This is a genomic window from Micromonospora sp. NPDC049662 (genome assembly GCF_040675055.1).
In the GTDB taxonomy this organism is placed as follows: domain Bacteria; phylum Actinomycetota; class Actinomycetes; order Mycobacteriales; family Micromonosporaceae; genus Micromonospora.
The window spans coordinates 64323-80074 of record NZ_JBFAOC010000019.1; the positions used below are offsets into that span (position 1 = coordinate 64323).

Annotated in this window: 14 protein-coding genes; 9 read left to right on the plus strand and 5 right to left on the minus strand. The window is 71.5% G+C overall.

The features are described 5' to 3' along the window. Positions 1–42: 42 nt before the first annotated feature. From tsf to frr, 3 genes are all read left to right on the plus strand, one after another. Positions 43–870 (plus strand): translation elongation factor Ts, encoded by an 828-nt coding sequence (tsf, locus tag AB0J36_RS16795; protein WP_357122243.1) that lies wholly within the window; start codon positions 43–45, stop codon positions 868–870. Positions 871–1032: 162 nt separating this feature from the next. After that, the gene (pyrH, locus tag AB0J36_RS16800; protein WP_110562390.1) at positions 1033–1800 is read left to right on the plus strand and encodes a UMP kinase; all 768 of its coding nucleotides are present in this window, start codon (positions 1033–1035) and stop codon (positions 1798–1800) included. A gap of 55 nt (positions 1801–1855) precedes the next feature. Next, entirely contained in the window at positions 1856–2413 is a 558-nt protein-coding gene (frr, locus tag AB0J36_RS16805; RefSeq protein ID WP_204943784.1) for a ribosome recycling factor, read from the plus strand. 82 nt (positions 2414–2495) lie between these two features. Here frr and AB0J36_RS16810 read toward each other — a convergent pair whose 3' ends face one another. Beyond that, the gene (locus tag AB0J36_RS16810; protein WP_357122247.1) at positions 2496–2939 is read right to left on the minus strand and encodes a hypothetical protein; all 444 of its coding nucleotides are present in this window, start codon (positions 2937–2939) and stop codon (positions 2496–2498) included. A gap of 432 nt (positions 2940–3371) precedes the next feature. Between AB0J36_RS16810 and AB0J36_RS16815 the strand changes: the two genes are divergently transcribed. The 3 genes from AB0J36_RS16815 (at position 3372) to AB0J36_RS16825 (ending at position 7415) form a co-directional block, all read left to right on the plus strand. Continuing rightward, the gene (locus tag AB0J36_RS16815) at positions 3372–4832 is read left to right on the plus strand and encodes a phosphatidate cytidylyltransferase (protein WP_357173314.1); all 1461 of its coding nucleotides are present in this window, start codon (positions 3372–3374) and stop codon (positions 4830–4832) included. A 104-nt stretch (positions 4833–4936) separates the two neighbouring features. After that, on the plus strand, positions 4937–6094 hold the full coding sequence (gene rlmN, locus AB0J36_RS16820) for a 23S rRNA (adenine(2503)-C(2))-methyltransferase RlmN (RefSeq protein WP_357122252.1): 1158 nt from the start codon (positions 4937–4939) through the stop codon (positions 6092–6094). A gap of 31 nt (positions 6095–6125) precedes the next feature. Then, positions 6126–7415 carry a DivIVA domain-containing protein gene (locus tag AB0J36_RS16825; RefSeq protein ID WP_357122255.1) on the plus strand — a complete coding sequence of 430 codons (1290 nt, stop codon included), beginning with the start codon at positions 6126–6128 and terminating at the stop codon, positions 7413–7415. 87 nt (positions 7416–7502) lie between these two features. Here the strand turns inward: AB0J36_RS16825 and AB0J36_RS16830 are convergent, their stop codons facing one another. Then, positions 7503–7727, minus strand: a complete 225-nt coding sequence (locus tag AB0J36_RS16830) for a DUF2631 domain-containing protein (protein WP_007456591.1) — start codon at positions 7725–7727, stop codon at positions 7503–7505. Between the two features lie 198 nt (positions 7728–7925). Here AB0J36_RS16830 and AB0J36_RS16835 point away from each other — a divergent pair, with 198 nt between their 5' ends. Continuing rightward, positions 7926–9506 carry a Rieske 2Fe-2S domain-containing protein gene (locus AB0J36_RS16835; RefSeq protein WP_363660834.1) on the plus strand — a complete coding sequence of 527 codons (1581 nt, stop codon included), beginning with the start codon at positions 7926–7928 and terminating at the stop codon, positions 9504–9506. 198 nt (positions 9507–9704) lie between these two features. Here AB0J36_RS16835 and AB0J36_RS16840 read toward each other — a convergent pair whose 3' ends face one another. From AB0J36_RS16840 to AB0J36_RS16850, 3 genes are all read right to left on the minus strand, one after another. Beyond that, a complete protein-coding gene (locus tag AB0J36_RS16840; RefSeq protein WP_363660835.1) occupies positions 9705–11300 on the minus strand; it encodes an NAD(P)/FAD-dependent oxidoreductase in 1596 nt (531 codons plus the stop codon). Positions 11301–11402: 102 nt separating this feature from the next. After that, positions 11403–13235 carry a HAMP domain-containing sensor histidine kinase gene (locus AB0J36_RS16845; protein WP_363660836.1) on the minus strand — a complete coding sequence of 611 codons (1833 nt, stop codon included), beginning with the start codon at positions 13233–13235 and terminating at the stop codon, positions 11403–11405. Further along, a complete protein-coding gene (locus AB0J36_RS16850) occupies positions 13225–13926 on the minus strand; it encodes a response regulator transcription factor (protein WP_357122268.1) in 702 nt (233 codons plus the stop codon). The genes AB0J36_RS16845 and AB0J36_RS16850 overlap by 11 nt, the downstream gene beginning before the upstream one ends. A 122-nt stretch (positions 13927–14048) precedes the next feature. Here AB0J36_RS16850 and AB0J36_RS16855 point away from each other — a divergent pair, with 122 nt between their 5' ends. Together AB0J36_RS16855 and AB0J36_RS16860 are read left to right on the plus strand one after the other, a co-directional pair. Beyond that, complete coding sequence (locus tag AB0J36_RS16855) at positions 14049–14642, plus strand: hypothetical protein (protein WP_357122271.1); 594 nt, start codon at positions 14049–14051, stop codon at positions 14640–14642. Further along, the gene (locus tag AB0J36_RS16860; RefSeq protein ID WP_357122274.1) at positions 14632–15735 is read left to right on the plus strand and encodes an efflux RND transporter periplasmic adaptor subunit; all 1104 of its coding nucleotides are present in this window, start codon (positions 14632–14634) and stop codon (positions 15733–15735) included. The genes AB0J36_RS16855 and AB0J36_RS16860 overlap by 11 nt, the downstream gene beginning before the upstream one ends. The last annotated feature ends 17 nt before the right edge of the window (positions 15736–15752 follow it).

A 15752-nucleotide genomic window follows, 5' to 3' on the forward strand; every position in this document is an offset into this window, starting at 1 on the left:
CTCTGACCATCCACACGCCGACTCAACACCGAAGAGAGAGCCATGTCCCAAATCACCGCCGCGGACGTCAAGAAGCTCCGCGACCTCACCGGCGCCGGCATGATGGACAGCAAGAAGGCGCTGACCGAGGCCGAGGGCGACTTCGACAAGGCCGTCGAGATCCTGCGCGTCAAGGGCGCGAAGGACGTCGGCAAGCGGGCTGGCCGTACGGCCGCCAACGGTCTGGTCGCCCACTCCGGCAAGGCCCTGCTCGAGCTCAACTGCGAGACCGACTTCGTCGCCAAGACCGAGTCGTTCATCGCGCTGGCCCAGCAGCTGGTCGAGCACGGCGAGCGTTCCGGCGTGACCAACGCCGAGGAGCTGCTCGCCTCCGAGCTGGACGGCAAGGTCGTCGCGGACCTGATCCAGGAGCAGTCCGCCAAGATCGGCGAGAAGCTGGTGCTCAACCGGTTCGCCACGGTCGAGGGCACCACCGCGGTCTACCTGCACCGCAAGGCCCAGGACCTGCCGCCGGCCGTCGGCGTGCTGGTGTCGTACACCGGCAAGAGCGATGAGGCGGGCGACGCTGACGCCCGCGGCGTCGCGATGCAGATCGCGGCCATGCGGCCGAAGTACCTCAGCCGTGACGAGGTTCCGGCCGACGTCGTCGAGTCCGAGCGGCGCATCGCCGAGCAGACCGCCCGCGAGGAGAACAAGCCCGAGGCGGCCCTGCCGAAGATCGTCGAGGGCCGGGTGAACGCCTTCTTCAAGGACTACGTCCTCGTCGAGCAGGCGTCGGTGGCCGACAACAAGAAGTCGGTGAAGCAGGTGCTGGCCGAGGCCGGCATCGAGGTGACCCGCTTCGTGCGGTTCGAGGTCGGCCAGGCCTGAGCCGCCACCGGGCGCCACGCGCGCCCGTGGGCAGGAGACGTCGAACGAGGAGGCCGCCGGTGTACGTGACAGGCACCGCGGCCTCCTCGTCACATAGGGTCGGCAGCGGCAGGTTCGCGGTAACGCGTCGCCCGGGGCGTGCGCGTGGGGAAGGCGGGGCGGATGACGCAGGTTGTGAGTGACCGGACGCTGGCGATGGACGATCCGACGGCACCGCCGCCCGGACGGGCCCGCCGGGTGGTGCTGAAGCTCTCCGGTGAGGTGTTCGGCGGGGGCGCGATCGGCGTCGACCCGGACGTCGTGCAGGCCATCGCCCGCCAGATCGCCACCGTGGTCCGCCGCGGCGTGCAGGTATCGGTGGTGGTCGGAGGGGGCAACTTCTTCCGCGGCGCGGAGCTGCAGAAGCGCGGGATGGACCGCGCTCGCGCCGACTACATGGGCATGCTCGGCACCGTGATGAACTGCCTCGCGTTGCAGGACTTCCTGGAGAAGGAGGGCATCGAGACGCGGGTGCAGAGCGCCATCACGATGGCCCAGGTCGCCGAGCCGTACATCCCGTTGCGGGCGATCCGGCACCTGGAGAAGGGCCGCGTGGTCATCTTCGGCGCGGGCGCCGGCATGCCGTACTTCTCGACCGACACCGTGGCCGCCCAGCGGGCGCTGGAGATCCGCGCCGACGTGGTGCTCATGAGCAAGAACGGCGTGGACGGCGTCTACACGGCCGACCCGCGGATCGACCCGACCGCCAGCAAGCTCGATTCGATCACCTTCTCCGAGGTGCTGCGCCGCAACCTGCGGGTGGCCGACGCGGCCGCGTTCAGCCTCTGCATGGAGAACGGCCTGCCGATGCTGGTCTTCGGCGCGCAGGGTGACGACACCATCATCCGCGCGGTGGGTGGCGACAAGATCGGCACCCTGATCACCGCTTGAGCCTGACGACTTTCAGCAGAGCCCACGACGAGCACAGAAGGAGGCGAGGAGACCGGTGATCGACGACACCCTCCTCGAGGCCGAGGAAAAGATGGAGCGTGCTGTCGAGCACGCCAAGGAGGAGTTCGGCGCCATCCGCACCGGTCGCGCCAACGCCGCCATGTTCTCCAAGGTCATCATCGACTACTACGGCACGCCCACGCCGCTGACCCAGATGGCGTCCATCGCGGTTCCCGAGCCGCGGATGGCCATCATCAAGCCGTACGACAACTCGCAGATCAACGCGATGGAGAAGGCGATCCGCGACTCGGACCTCGGGGTGAACCCGAACAACGAGGGCAACCAGCTGCGCATCCTGCTCCCGCAGATGACCGAGGAGCGCCGCCGCGACATGATCAAGGTGGCCCGGCACAAGGGCGAGGAGGCCAAGGTGGCGATCCGCAACGTCCGCCGCCGTGGCAAGGAGGAGCTGGACCGGATCGTCAAGGACGGCGAGGCCGGCGAGGACGACGGTCGCCGCGCCGAGAAGGAACTGGACGACCTGACGCAGCGCTACGTCGCCAACATCGACGACCTGGTCAAGCACAAGGAGACCGAGCTGCTGGAGGTCTGAGGCCCGACCCGGCGTCCGCCGGATGAGCAGCCGATGCGAGGCCCGCCCCCGATCCGGGGACGGGCCTCGCGCCGTCCGAGCGTCAGCGGGGGATCCGGACGGTCCGGGTCGTCTCGGTCAGGGTCGTTCCGACGTACGCGTCGTGCAGTTCGAAGCGCACGGTGGCCCGACCCGGATGCAGTACCGGGTCGGCCCGGTAGAAGCCCATCGAGATGCTGGCGGTGCCGCCGTCACAGACGATCTCGCCGGCGCCGAGGCCGCCGGTGGCCCAGAAGGTCGGCAGGCCGTCCTGGGTCAGCGACGCCGACAGGAAGTACACGCCGGTCGGGCAGTTGCGCACCTCTCCCCGGGCGGTGGCGGCCGGGAACGCCGGCCCGGTGCCGTCGGGACTTCCGTCGTACAGGTAAATCTCGCTGGTGCGGTGGTCGATCCTGATGCTGGCGTTCGGTGTCGCCGCAGTGGCCGGTGAGGCCGCCGTCAGGACGAGGGCGGCCATCGTCAGCACCGCCAGGCTGATTCTGCGCACGAACGTTCCTTCCCCGCTGCTGTGGTAGAGACCGCCGGCGGACGCCGGCACCCCGACAGCCGACCACCGACGGGTGTTGCGGGTCATCCCCTGTTCGCCCGGATGCTCGGTCGGATAGGCGTCGATGCGTCTGCGGCGGGCGGGGTTGCTCAGGCCGCCGTGCGCCCGCCGCCGTCGTGGCAGCACGGCGACGCGACTCGCGGGCCCTTGCGCACCGTGACCCGGAGGGGCCCGGCGGTCACGGGTGCCATCGTCCGCCTCGCCCCGGCGGCGGGTGCAGTAGGCTCGTCAGGATTCCCGGCCACCAGCCGGTGCGTACCGGGAATCGACCGACCATCGGGGCGGTCGAGCCAGCGGAACACAGTCGCGCGTGTAGGGGATGCTTGTGGCCTTGCGTCATGTGGTGGTACTCGTGCCGCGTCGCGGTGCGTGATGTCCCACCCCGACCCCTACACCAACGAGCCGCGCGGCTGGGACCGGCCCGAGCGCCCGGCTGCCCTGCCCTGGCCCGAGCAGGAGCTTGAGGCGGGCCAGTGGAGCCGCCGGCCGGCCGCCGGGCCCGAGTTGTACGCCGAGCCCCGCACCCGGCCGTACGCCGATCCGCACCCGGCGGACCCGTACGACGAGCGCGGCCGGCCGGTCCTCCCGGACGACCGCGACCGCTTCGACGACCGGGATCGGCGCGACCGCTTCGACGACCGGGACCGGCGCGACCGCTTCGACGACCGGGATCGCTACGACGACGATCGGAACCAGCCCGACCCGTACGACGACCGGGGTCACCCCGGCCGCTACGGCGACGGCCCGCCAACGGGTGACGCGGTGCCACGTTATGCCGACCCCGGCGCCGGTCAGCGTTACGACGACGGTGACGTGCCACCGCGTTTCGACGACCGTGAGGTTCCGCCCCGCTTCGACGACGCTGCCGGTTTCCCGACGGCGCAGCTCGCGCCCATCGGCGCCGAGATCCTGCCGGACGACGACCCGATCACCGACCCGGAGCCGCCGGTGGGGCGGCGACCGAAGGGACGCCGACGGGCCAGCGTCGACCGACCGGCGACGCAGCAGGTGGGTACCGGACGAGCCGGCCGCAACCTGCCGGCGGCGATCGGTGTCGGCCTCGCCCTGGGCGCGCTGATCGTGGTGCCGTTGGCCGTCTATCCGCCGGCGTTCCTGCCGGTGATCGCCGCCGCCGTCGCCATCGGTATCTGGGAGATGGCTCGGGCGGTTCGGCGCAGCGGCGCTCACCCGCCGCTGGTGCCGCTGCTCGCCGGTGGTGTCCTGACGGTGGGTCTGGCCTGGTTCGCCGGCCCGGACGCGCTCAGCCTCGGGCTGTTGGTGACGGTGCTCGGCACGATGATCTGGCGGTTGGGTGACGGCCCGGCCGGCTTCCAGCGGGATCTGACCGCCGCCACCCTGATCGCCGTCTACGTGCCGTTCCTCGCCGGTTTCGCGGCGTTGCTGGCGGCGGCCCCCGACGACGGTCGGCTGCGCATCCTGGCCACGCTGATCGCGGTGGTCCTCTCCGACACCGGTGGGTACGCGGCCGGCGTCTCGTTCGGCCGGCATCCGATGGCCCCGTCCATCAGCCCGAAGAAGTCCTGGGAGGGGTTCGCCGGCTCGGTCACCGCGGCGGCGCTGGGCAGCGCCCTGCTGCTGTGGCTGATGTTCGACCTGGCCCCGTGGTGGGGCGCGGTGTTCGGGGTGGCCGTCTCCTGCGCGGCGGTCCTCGGCGACCTCGCCGAGTCGATGATCAAGCGGGATCTCGGTATCAAGGACATGAGCAACCTGCTGCCGGGGCATGGTGGCCTGATGGACCGGCTGGACTCGATCCTGTTCGCGGTGCCGACCGCCTACCTGTTGCTGGTGATCTTCGTGCCGGTGGCGGGGTGAGGCATGCGTCACCATGGCCGGAGCGCTGCCGACCGACGCTGGGGGCCGGTTCGACGCCTCCGGACGGGTGCCGAACGCTGCAGGCGTGACACACTGGACCGGCCATGACGAGTCTGCCGCTGATCCCCGCCATCTCGGACGCCCCCACCGCACGCCGGGCCTCCATGCCACCGCAGCACCTTGCTGACCTGGACCTGGCCGGCCGCCAGTCGCTGGTCGCCGGGCTGGGCGAGCCCGCGTTCCGTGCCAAGCAGATCTCCAACCACTACTTCGGGCGGCTGGTACGCGACCCGCAGGCGATGACCGATCTGCCGGCCGCGACCCGTGCGCGCCTGGCCGACGAGTTGCTGCCCACGCTGCTCACGCCGGTGCGTGAGTTGGCCTGCGACGACGGCGCGACCCGCAAGGCGCTCTGGAAGCTGCACGACGGCGCGTTGGTGGAGAGCGTGCTGATGGGCTACCCGGACCGGGTCACGGTCTGCATCTCCAGCCAGGCGGGCTGCGGCATGGCCTGTCCGTTCTGCGCCACCGGCCAGGCCGGGCTGACCCGCAACCTGTCCACCGCCGAGATCGTCGACCAGGCGGTCTACCTGGCCGGGGTGGCGGCCTCCGGCGCGGTCGCCGGCTCACCGCCGCGGCTGTCGCACGTCGTGTTCATGGGTATGGGCGAACCGCTGGCCAACTACAACCGGGTCATCGCGGCGATCCGTCGGCTGGTCAGCCCCGCGCCCGAGGGGCTCGGCCTGTCCCAGCGGCACATCACCGTTTCCACGGTCGGCCTGGTTCCGGCCATCCGCCGACTGGCCAGCGAAGACCTCTCTGTGACCCTTGCGCTGTCGTTGCACGCGCCCGATGATGATCTGCGCGACGAACTCGTGCCGGTAAACCAGCGCTGGAAGGTAGCCGAGGTGCTGGACGCAGCGTGGGACTATGCCGCCCGGACGGGCCGTCGCGTGTCCATCGAGTACGCAATGATCAAGGACGTGAACGACCAGCCGTGGCGAGCTGACCTGCTCGGGCGGCTGTTGGCCGGCAAGTTGACGCATGTGAACCTCATCCCGCTCAATCCGACCCCGGGCAGCCGCTGGGACGCGAGCCCGAAGCCGGTCGAGCGGGAGTTCGTCCGGCGCTTGCGCGACGCGGGAGTCTCCACCACCGTACGGGACACCCGGGGTCGCGAGATCGACGGCGCGTGTGGCCAGCTCGCCGCCGCCGAGGACACCGACACCTTCACCGACCGCGCCGACGAGGCACCGGCGTGACCGGGCGTGGCGAACGACACCAGGAGACATAGTGGCGAGTCAGGGTCAGCGTTTCCGGCGCAAGGCGGTTCGCCGGGGATACAAGGTCGACGAGGTGGACGCCTTCCTCGACCGGGTCGAGGCGACGCTCGACGGCCGACAGGTCGGTGCGCCCGTCGCCTCGCAGGAGGTCCACGACGTCGTCTTCCGGGTCCGCTTCAACGGCTATGACGAGTGGCAGGTTGACCTGCACCTGGACCGCGTCGAGCGACAGCTGGCCGAGTTGGAGGAGCGCAACAGCGCCGGACGCGGCGGCGATCCTCGGATGGGTGACCGGATGGGTCCCCCGGACCGGATGGGTCCGCCGATGCGCGACGACCGTGGCGGCATGGTCCCGCAGCCGATGCCTCCCCGCCCGATGCCCGCCCAGGCCGGTCCGCCGGCCGACCGCTACGGCCGGTACGACGAGCCCACCGGCGCCTTCGCCGGCGGGTACGACGCCCCCCGGGGTGGCTACGACGCGCAGCGCGGCCCTGGCCCTGGTGGCCCCGGTCCCGGCCCGGGGGGTCCCGGCCAGATGGGGCCCGGCGGCCCGATGGGTGGGCACGGCCTGCCGCCGCGTGGCCTGCCGGCCGGTCCGGGTGGGTACGGCCCGCCGGACGACCAGCGGATGCCCGGTGGGTACGGTCCGCCGGACGATCAGCGGATGCCCGGTGGGTACGGTCCGCCGGACGACCAGCGGATGCCCGGTGGGTACGGTCCGCCGGACGACCAGCGGATGCCCGGTGGGTACGGTCCGCCGGACGATCAGCGGATGCCCGGTGGGTACGGCCCGCCCGACGGTCCGCGAGCGCCCGGTGGCTACCCGCAGCCGGACGAGCCGCGCTTCGACGGCTTCGAGGCCGGCCGGCGGGCCCGCGCCGACATGACGGCCGAGATCCGGATGCCCGAGCGTGACCTGCGTGACCTGCGGCGCGGCCCGGGCGGTCCGCCCCCGATGCCGCAGCAGGGCATCGGCGGTCCGCCGATGGCCGGCCCGCCCGCCGTCGCCGGTCCGCCGATGGGTGGTCCGCCGATGGCTGGCCCGCCCGGTAGCGACCTGTACCGGGTCGACCAGATCCGCCGCCGGTTCCAGGTCCGTCGATTCGGCAGCGGGTACGACCCGGACCAGGTGGACCAGTTCTTCGATTCCCTGCTCGGCGGCATGCAGCGTCGCAACCCGATGCCGGTCGACCCGAAGGACCTGGACACGCTCCGGTTCGGTCTGGTGCCCGGCGGCTACTTCGAGGCCGAGGTCGATGCGGCGCTCAAGGACGTGCAGGACATCCTGTTCGGGCGCTGAGCCGGACGCGTACACGAACGAGGGCCCGTCCCCGGGTGGGGGCGGGCCCTCGACGTCTTTCGGCCGGTCGACCGGCGGACGGCTGGGTCAGGAGCGCAGACCGTTGCGGCGCAGCACGGCATCGCCGATCACGATGACCAGCAGCAGCGCGGCGAGGCCGACCAGCCAGATGTCCTCGACCCTGCCTTCGTGGTTGCCGCAGAACGCCATGACGACCAGCGCCAGCGCGGACAGCACGGCGCCGATGCGCCCCGACTTGCGGTGCCCGGGCTTGTGCTGGTCCGGCGACGTTACCGGCTCGCTTCCTGCCACTGTCGGTCCTTCCCTCGCGATCGGATCTTTGGTTAGTCTGGCACGCCTCCCGCCCGAGGCGGTGCGGTGGGGGTTTCCCGGCCGTACAGCCCTGCCCGCCCAGGCCGGACGGCTCTACGGGCGTCGAGGGGTGGCGGTCAGACTCACTCCGGTAGCGTTTGGCGTACACCTGATTGTCTGTTTGAGGGGGACTGTGCGGTGCGAGTGACCGGAACCGGGCACGCCAGCATGCGGATCGACACGGCCGCGGGCAGCATCCTGTGCGACCCGTGGGTCAATCCGGCCTACTTCGCCTCGTGGTTCCCCTTCCCGGACAATTCGCTGCTCGACTGGGAGACGCTGGGCCAGGTCGACTACCTGTACGTCTCCCACCTGCACCGGGACCACTTCGACGCGAAGCACCTGCGGGACCACATCTCGAAGGACGCCACGGTCCTGCTTCCCGAGTTCCCCACCTCCGAGATGGAGGACGAGTTCCGGGCGTTGGGCTTCACCAAGTTTCTGAAGGCGCCGAACGAGCAGGTCGTGGAGCTGCCCGGCGGCCTGAAGATCATGATTCAGGCGTTGACCAGCCCCACCGACGGCCCGATCGGCGACTCGTCGCTCTGGGTCGAGTACGACGGGGTGCGGCTGCTGAACCAGAACGACGCCCGCCCCACCGACCTGAGCGTCTTCGCCGAGCTGGGGCACGTGCACGCGCACCTGCTGCAGTTCTCCGGGGCCATCTGGTACCCGATGGTCTACGAACTGCCGCAGGCGGCGAAGACCGCGTTCGGCAAGCAGAAGCGCGACCGGCAGTTCGACCGGACCTGGCGCTACATCGACGACCTGAAGGCCGATCATGTCTTCCCGATCGCCGGCCCGCCGTGCTTCCTCGACGACGAGCTGTGGCAGTTCAACGACATCTTCGGCGACGAGGGCAACATCTTCCCCGACCAGTCGGTGTTCCTGTCGGAGTACGCCAAGGTCGGCGGCACCAACGGGATCGTGTTGCTGCCGGGCAGCGTCGCCGAGGTCACCACCGAGGGCGCCAGCACCACCCACCCGGTGCCGGTCGAGGAGTTCTTCGCCAACAAGGTCGCCCACCTGGAGGAGATGCGGGAGCGTAAGCGCCCGATCATCGAGGCGGAGAAGGCATCCTGGCGGCACCCCGAGGTGGACGTGCTCGGCGAGATGAAGCGCCGGATCGAGCCGCTGCTCGACGAGTCGATCTACCTGGCCAAGGGGGTCGGCGGTCCGGTCCGTTTCGACCTGGTGGGGTACGACGGCGAGAGCGTCGAGTCGATCGTGGTGGACTTCCCGGGCAAGGAGGTCCGGCCGTACGCGGACGAGAAGGTCCGGTACCGGTTCCGGACCGAGCGGTCGCTGATCGAGCACCTGCTCTTCATCGACGAGGTGGACTGGGTCAACTCGCTCTTCCTGTCCTGCCGGTTCTCGGCGGCGCGGATCGGCCAGTACAACGAGTTCGTCTACGCGTTCTTCAAGTGCCTCTCCGAGGAGCGTCTCCAGTACGCCGAGGGCTGGTACGACGAGCACGAGCGCAGCACCGACGCCGAGGACATCACGTTGGGCGACTGGGTGGTGCAGCGCCGCTGCCCGCACCTGAAGGCGGATCTGACCCGCTTCGGCATCGTCGATGGTGACCAGCTCACCTGCCAGCTGCACGGTTGGCGCTTCGACCTGCCCAGCGGCCGCTGCCTGACGAGCGTCGGCCACAAGGTGAGAGCCCACCGCGTGGACGCGGAAACCCCCGCCCCCGCCGGCGAAGCCCTGAGCTAACCCCGCCCCCGCCCCCGCCCCCGCCCCCGCCCCCGCCCCCCGCGTCGATCATGAACTTGTGGTGCCCGTTTCTCCCCATTAAGTCGTCTCTGTTCACCACCACAACTACATGATCGACGCGGCCGGCCGACGCGGCCGGCCGGCCGGGGGCGGGCGCGGGGGTGGGCGCGGGCGGCGGGGGTGGGCGGGTAGGGCTGGTTAGTGCCCCAGGTCTTTGAGGATCTTGCGGGCGGCGTTGTGGCCGGCGGCGCCGATCACGCTGCCGGCGGGGTGGCAGCCGGCGCTGCCCGCGTACACGCCGTCGATGCCGGTGGCGTAGGGCATCCGGTCGGTGAACGAGACGGTGTTGTCGACGTGGTGGATGTGCCCGCCGGTGATGCCGAAGTGCGCCTCGATGCCCGGCGGGGGCAGCGGCACCGCGTCGGCGATCAGGTCGGCGGTGCCGGGGGCGTACCGTTCGACGATCTCGACGAGTCGGTCGACGTAGCCGGGCAGTTCGGCGTCCCAGGTGGTGCCGGTCAGCGCGTAGGGCACCGACTGGACGAACAGCGCCGACGAGTGGTGCCCGGCGGCGTCGGAGAGCGACGGGTCGACGGTGGTGTGCAGGTACCACTCGATGGTCGGCTCGGCCGGCAGCCGCCCGGCCTGCACGTCCGTCCACATGTCGCGCAGCGCGGTCATCGGCGATGGGGCGTCGCCGCCGACCAGCGACGCGGAGCCGGGCAGCAGGTGGATGGTCGACCCGAACGGGCTCGGCGCGTCGGCCGGCAGGCAGGAGAAGCGCGGCAGGCCGCGCAGCGCCAGGTTGAGCTTGAGGGTGGTGCCGGGCCGGCGGACCGCCGCCATCCGTTCGCCGAGTCGCGCCGGGAGCGCGCCGTCGGGCAACAGCTCCATCAGCCGGTACGGATCACATGCGCCGAGCACCACCCGGGCGCTGACCTGCCGACCGTCGGCCAACACCACTCCGCTGGCCGCGCCGCCGTCCAGGGTCACCGCGCTCACCGGCGTACCGGTCAGGATCCTCGCCCCGGCGGCGCGGGCGGCGTCGGCGAACGTCCGCGAGACGGTGCCCATCCCGCCCTCGGCGATCATCCAGGTGCCGCCCGAGCCGGGTAGCCGGCACATGTTGTGCACGAGGAAGTTGTGGCCCGTCCCGGGGTCGTCGGGGCCGGCGTTGAGGCCGGAGAGGCCGTCGGTGACGGCGTACATGCTGACCAGCAGTTCGGAGCGGAACTCGAAGCGGGCCAGGTAGTCGGCGACCGACCCGCGGACCAGGTCGACGAAGACCTGCCGCAGTGCCGGGCGGACGTGCCGCTCGGCGGTCTCCTCGACGCTCAGCGGCTCGGCCAGCCAGGCGGGGGCGAGGTCCTCGCGTAGCGCGGCCAGCTCGGCCTGCATGGCGTCGTCGGCGGCCACGTCGGCGGGGGAGAAGAACTCGGTGAGCTGCGCCCGGGTGGCGGCGGTGTCACTGCCGAAGAGCAGGTACGGCGAGCCGAGGCCACCCGGTGTGGGCAGGAAGTAGTGCGGGTCGCGGCGCAGCACCGGGATGCGTACGTCGAGGGTGGCGAGCAGTTCCGGCGGCATCAGCCCGAGCAGGTACGAGCCGGTGGAGTGGCGCAGCCCCGGCACCTTCGGGAACGGGTTCTCGGTGCGGGTCGCGCCGCCGATCACGTCGGCGGCCTCGACCACGAGGACGTCCAGACCCGCGCGCGCCAGCAGAACCGCAGAAACCAGACCGTTGTGCCCGCTCCCAACGACGACGACGTCCGCCCGAGCCGGAATCTCACCACTCATGCCGCCGCAGCCTAGTCCCACCACCCCACCACCGCCCGCTGCAACCCGGTGATCAAGAGGTTCGCGTCAGGAAACGCCGTCCGGATGACGCGAACCTCTTGATCACCGGGGGTGGGTGGGGAGGTGGACCGTGAAGGTTGAGCCTTTTTCGGGGGTGCTTTGGGCTTGGACCGTGCCTTGGTGGGCTTCCACCAACTTGCGGACTATGGCCAGGCCCAGGCCGCTGCCGCCGGTCTGCCGGCTGCGGGACTTCTCCGCCCGCCAGAAGCGGTCGAACACCCGGGGCAGATGTTCGGCGCTGATGCCGCTGCCCGTGTCGGCGACGGCGATGGTCACCTTTCCGCCGGCCGCCCCGGCGCTGATCGTGACGCGGCCGCCGGCCGGAGTGTGGCGTACCGCGTTGGCGACCAGGTTGCCGACGACCTGACGCAGTCGCACCGGGTCGGCGTACACCTGCGGGTCGGCGTCGAGGAGCACCGACAGTGTCACGCCGGCCAGGTCGGCCTGCACGCGGTACGCCTCGGCCACCTGGCCCAGCAGGTCGGCGAGGTAGACCGTCTCGGGGTGCAGCCGCAGCGCGCCCGCCTCCGCCTCGGCGAGATCCTGCAGGTCGGCGATCACGTGTTGCAGCAACGTCGCCTCCTCCAGCAGCGACGACACCAACCTCCGGTCCAGCGGCGCGATGCCGTCCTCGGCGGCCTCCAACCAGCCCCGGATCGTGGTGACCGGGGTGCGTAGCTCGTGGGCGATGTCGCTGACCATGGCGCGACGGAGCTGTTCGAGGCGTTCGCGCCGCTCGGACATGTCGTTGAACGCCTCGGCCAGCCGGGCGATCTCGTCCCGCCCGGTGACGCGGACCCGGGCCGCGCCGTCGCCGTCGCGCATCCGCTGGGCGGCGCCGGTCAGCGCGTGCAGCGGACGGGTCAGCCGGACACCGGCCAGCACCGTGACACCGACGGTCACCAGCAGCACGAGACCGGCGACCGCCACGATCCGGGCCTGGTTGACGCGGGACAGGTCGAAGGTCGTGGTGGGCCGACCACCCGGGTCGGAGACGAACAGGGTCGCCGCCGGGGCGACGTACGGGAGAAGCTGTTCCCTGCGGCTGGTGCCCAGACAGGCGTTGACCGCCTGGCTGTGGTCCTGGTCGGCCTCGGTGACGTCCGCGCGGCTGCTCCGCGTGGGGGCGGGCTGCGTCTTCCACGTCCAGTCCAGGTCGACGCTCACGGGCGCCAGTTTGCGACGGGCCAGGCAGGTGTTCACCAACGCGTTGAGCTGGGCCAGGCCCTTGCGTTCGGTGGCCGTCGGAGTCGCCAGGTCCGCCCGTGGCTCGGCGCAGACGGGGTTGTCGCTCAGGTCGGCGCCGGGGGTCTCGATCCGGGGGCGGCCGGTGGGCTCCTCCCGCACGACGGCCGCGATCCTGGGCCGTACCCGCAGGCACAGCACGGCCTGGTCGGCCCGGTCGAGCAGCGTGCGGCGCTCGTCGGGCGGGAGCAGGTACGGGCCGGCGGCGCGGGGGTCGATCCGCGCGGCGTCGACGACCCCGGGGGAGCCCAGGGTCAGCGTGGTGTCGACGGCGAGCGCGTCGATGGTCGCGGAGGGCTTGGTGGGCAGCGGACCGGCCTGCGGCGCCGAGTCGGCGAGCGGCGTACCCGACTCGGTGGTCAGGGTGATCCGCCGGCCCACCTGCTCGGCGAGCGGTCGCAGGGCGGTGTCGACACCGGCCCAGCTCGGGTGGGTCGCCGCGTAACCGATCAGGGTGTCGTAGATGCGGGCGTCGTCGGCGAGCGCCTGGCCCTGTTCCTGCCGGATCGCCCCGGTCGTGGTGCGGACGGCCAGCCAGGCCGTGGCGGCGATCGAGCCCACGGCGATGAGGACGGCCAGCGCGAGCAACCGGAGCAGCAGGCTGCGGTGCAGCGGCACCTCACGCCGCATGGTGGCTCGCCTCCGCCAGCTTGTAGCCGACGCCGTAGACGGTCAGCAGGCGGACCGGTCTGCGCGGGTTCGGCTCGATCTTCCGGCGCAGGTTCATGACGTGGACGTCGACGGTCCGGCCGGTGATGTATTTGTCGAAGCCGTGCAGGTGGCCGAGGAGCTGGTCCCGGGTGAAGGCCCGTCCCGGCTGGGCGGCCATCGCCTGGAGGAGGTGGAACTCGCCCGGCGTGCAGTCGACGCGTCGTCCGTCGACGCGTACCTCGTGGCGGATCGGGTCGACGTGCAGGTCGCCGACCCGCAGCACGGGGTCGGTCGGGTGCGTCGTCCGCTGGCCCCGGCGCAGCAACGTCCGTACCCGGGCCACCAGCTCGCGGGGGCTGTACGGCTTCGTCAGGTAGTCGTCGGCGCCCAGGTCGAGGCCGAGCAGCAGGTCGTCCTCGGTGGCGCGGGCGGTCAGCATGAGCACGGGCAGGTCGGATTCCCGGCGCAGGATGCGGCAGACGTCCAGCCCGTCGACCTTCGGCATCATCACGTCGAGGATCAGCAGGTCCGGCGGGCGTTGGCGCAGGTGCTCCAGGGCGGCCCGCCCGTCGCCGACGACGACGACCGTGTGCCCCTCCCGCTCCAGGTAGCGGCGGACCAACTCGGCCTGCTTCTCGTCGTCCTCGGCTATCAGCACCCGCGCGGTCACGGCAGCGACTGTACGTGTCGCGGGCCGTCCTGAACCGCCCTCGGCGACGCCCGTGAGCTGGGGCTACCGGATGAGGACCGCTTCCTGACAGGTCTCTGACAACTGTTCGTGAGGCTGCCGCCATGACGAACGCACCACGACGAGTCGGGTTCGCCGCGCTCACCCTGTTCGCCACGGTCCTCGCCGGCTGCGACGGTGCGAAGCCCGCAGCCGAGGGCGCCGCCGACGTCGCCTCCCTCGCCACGACGTCCGCCACGCCGAGCGCCGCCACGTCCGGCGCGGCCACGATCGGTCGGCCGCAGTTGCGGCTGGACACGACCGACGAGGAGGAGAACCGGCTCTGGTACGCGTACCACCTCTGCCTGCGGGATAACGGCGTGAAGGAGAACAAGGGCCGCTCGGCCGGTGCTACCGGGAGCGGACCGGGCATCTCCCTCGACCAGAGTGGCGAGCCGAAGGCGGCGTACGTGGCGTGCGCCAACAAGCTGCCGCTTCAGCCGCCGGAGCTGGACGAGAAGAGGAACCCGAACTACGAGAGCCAGTGGAACGACTACGTGCAGTGCCTACGTGGTCGCGGTATGAAGATCCACTCGCTGCCGGACGGCTCCGGCTGGACGTACGACGACGGGGTCGCCGACCCGTCGGGCGGCTTCGACGGTCCGGCGCTCTCGAAGGTGGAGCGCGAGTGCACGATGGAGGCCTTCGGTGGACGGTAGGCCGAAGCGGCGAACCGCGATCGTCGTGGCCCTGGTGACCGTGGTGGTCGCCGTCGGCGCGGGCGTCACGGCGCTGACCCTGCGACGACACGACGACGGTACGGCGAGCGCCCCGCCGCCGGTGACGACGGCCACGGTGACCCGCACCGACCTGTCGGACAGCCGCTCTCTCGACGGAACGCTCGGCTTCGGCCCGGAGCGGGTGGTCAAGGGCGCCGGCGAGGGCGTCGTCACCCGCCTGCCGAAGGTCGGTGACACGGTGGCCCGTGGCAAGCCCCTGTACTGGGTCGACGACCGGCCGGTGCCGGTGCTGTTCGGCGGCACCCCGCTGTTTCGTACCCTCGACAAACCCGGCCTGGTGGGCAGCGACGTGCTGATCGTGCGGGACAACCTGAAGGCCCTCGGGTACGCCGTCGGCACGCAGCCGACCCGCGCGAAGGACGGCACGAAGATCGGCTCGGGTCGGGCCCTGCTCACCGACACGCTGGTGGCCGCGATCAAGAAGTGGCAGCAGGCGCTCGACCTGGAGCCCACCGGCCGGATCGAGGTCGGGCAGGCGGTCGTACTGCCGGGGCCGGTCCGGGTGAGCGCGGTGAAGGCCCTGCCCGGTGACCCGGTCGGCGGTGAGTTGGTGGCCGTCACCGAGAAGGTCAAGCTGGTGACCGTCGCGGTCGAGGCGACCGAGGTCGGCAGCATCCGGGTGGGCGCCACTGTCGCGATCACCCTGCCCGACACGACCGAGGTCCCCGGTCGGGTCGCCTCGATCTCCCACACCGTGCAGGGCGCAGGCGCGGACGCGGGGACCGGTCAGGCCGGCCCGCCCAAGGTGGACGTCCTCGTCACGCCGGCCAAGGCGGCGGACGTGGGGAAGCTGGACGCGGCGTCGGTCCAGGTCACGTTCACCACGAGCGCCCGCAGGAACGTGCTGGCCGTACCGGTCGGCGCGCTGGTGGCGCTCCGCGAGGGCGGGCACGCCCTCCAACTGCCCGACGGTGGGCTGCTGGCCGTGCAGACCGGGATGTTCTCCCGGGGGCTCGTCGAGGTCAGTGGGGACGGTGTCACCGAGGGGCTCACGGTGGTGACCGCCGCGTGAGCACGGTCATCCCCTTC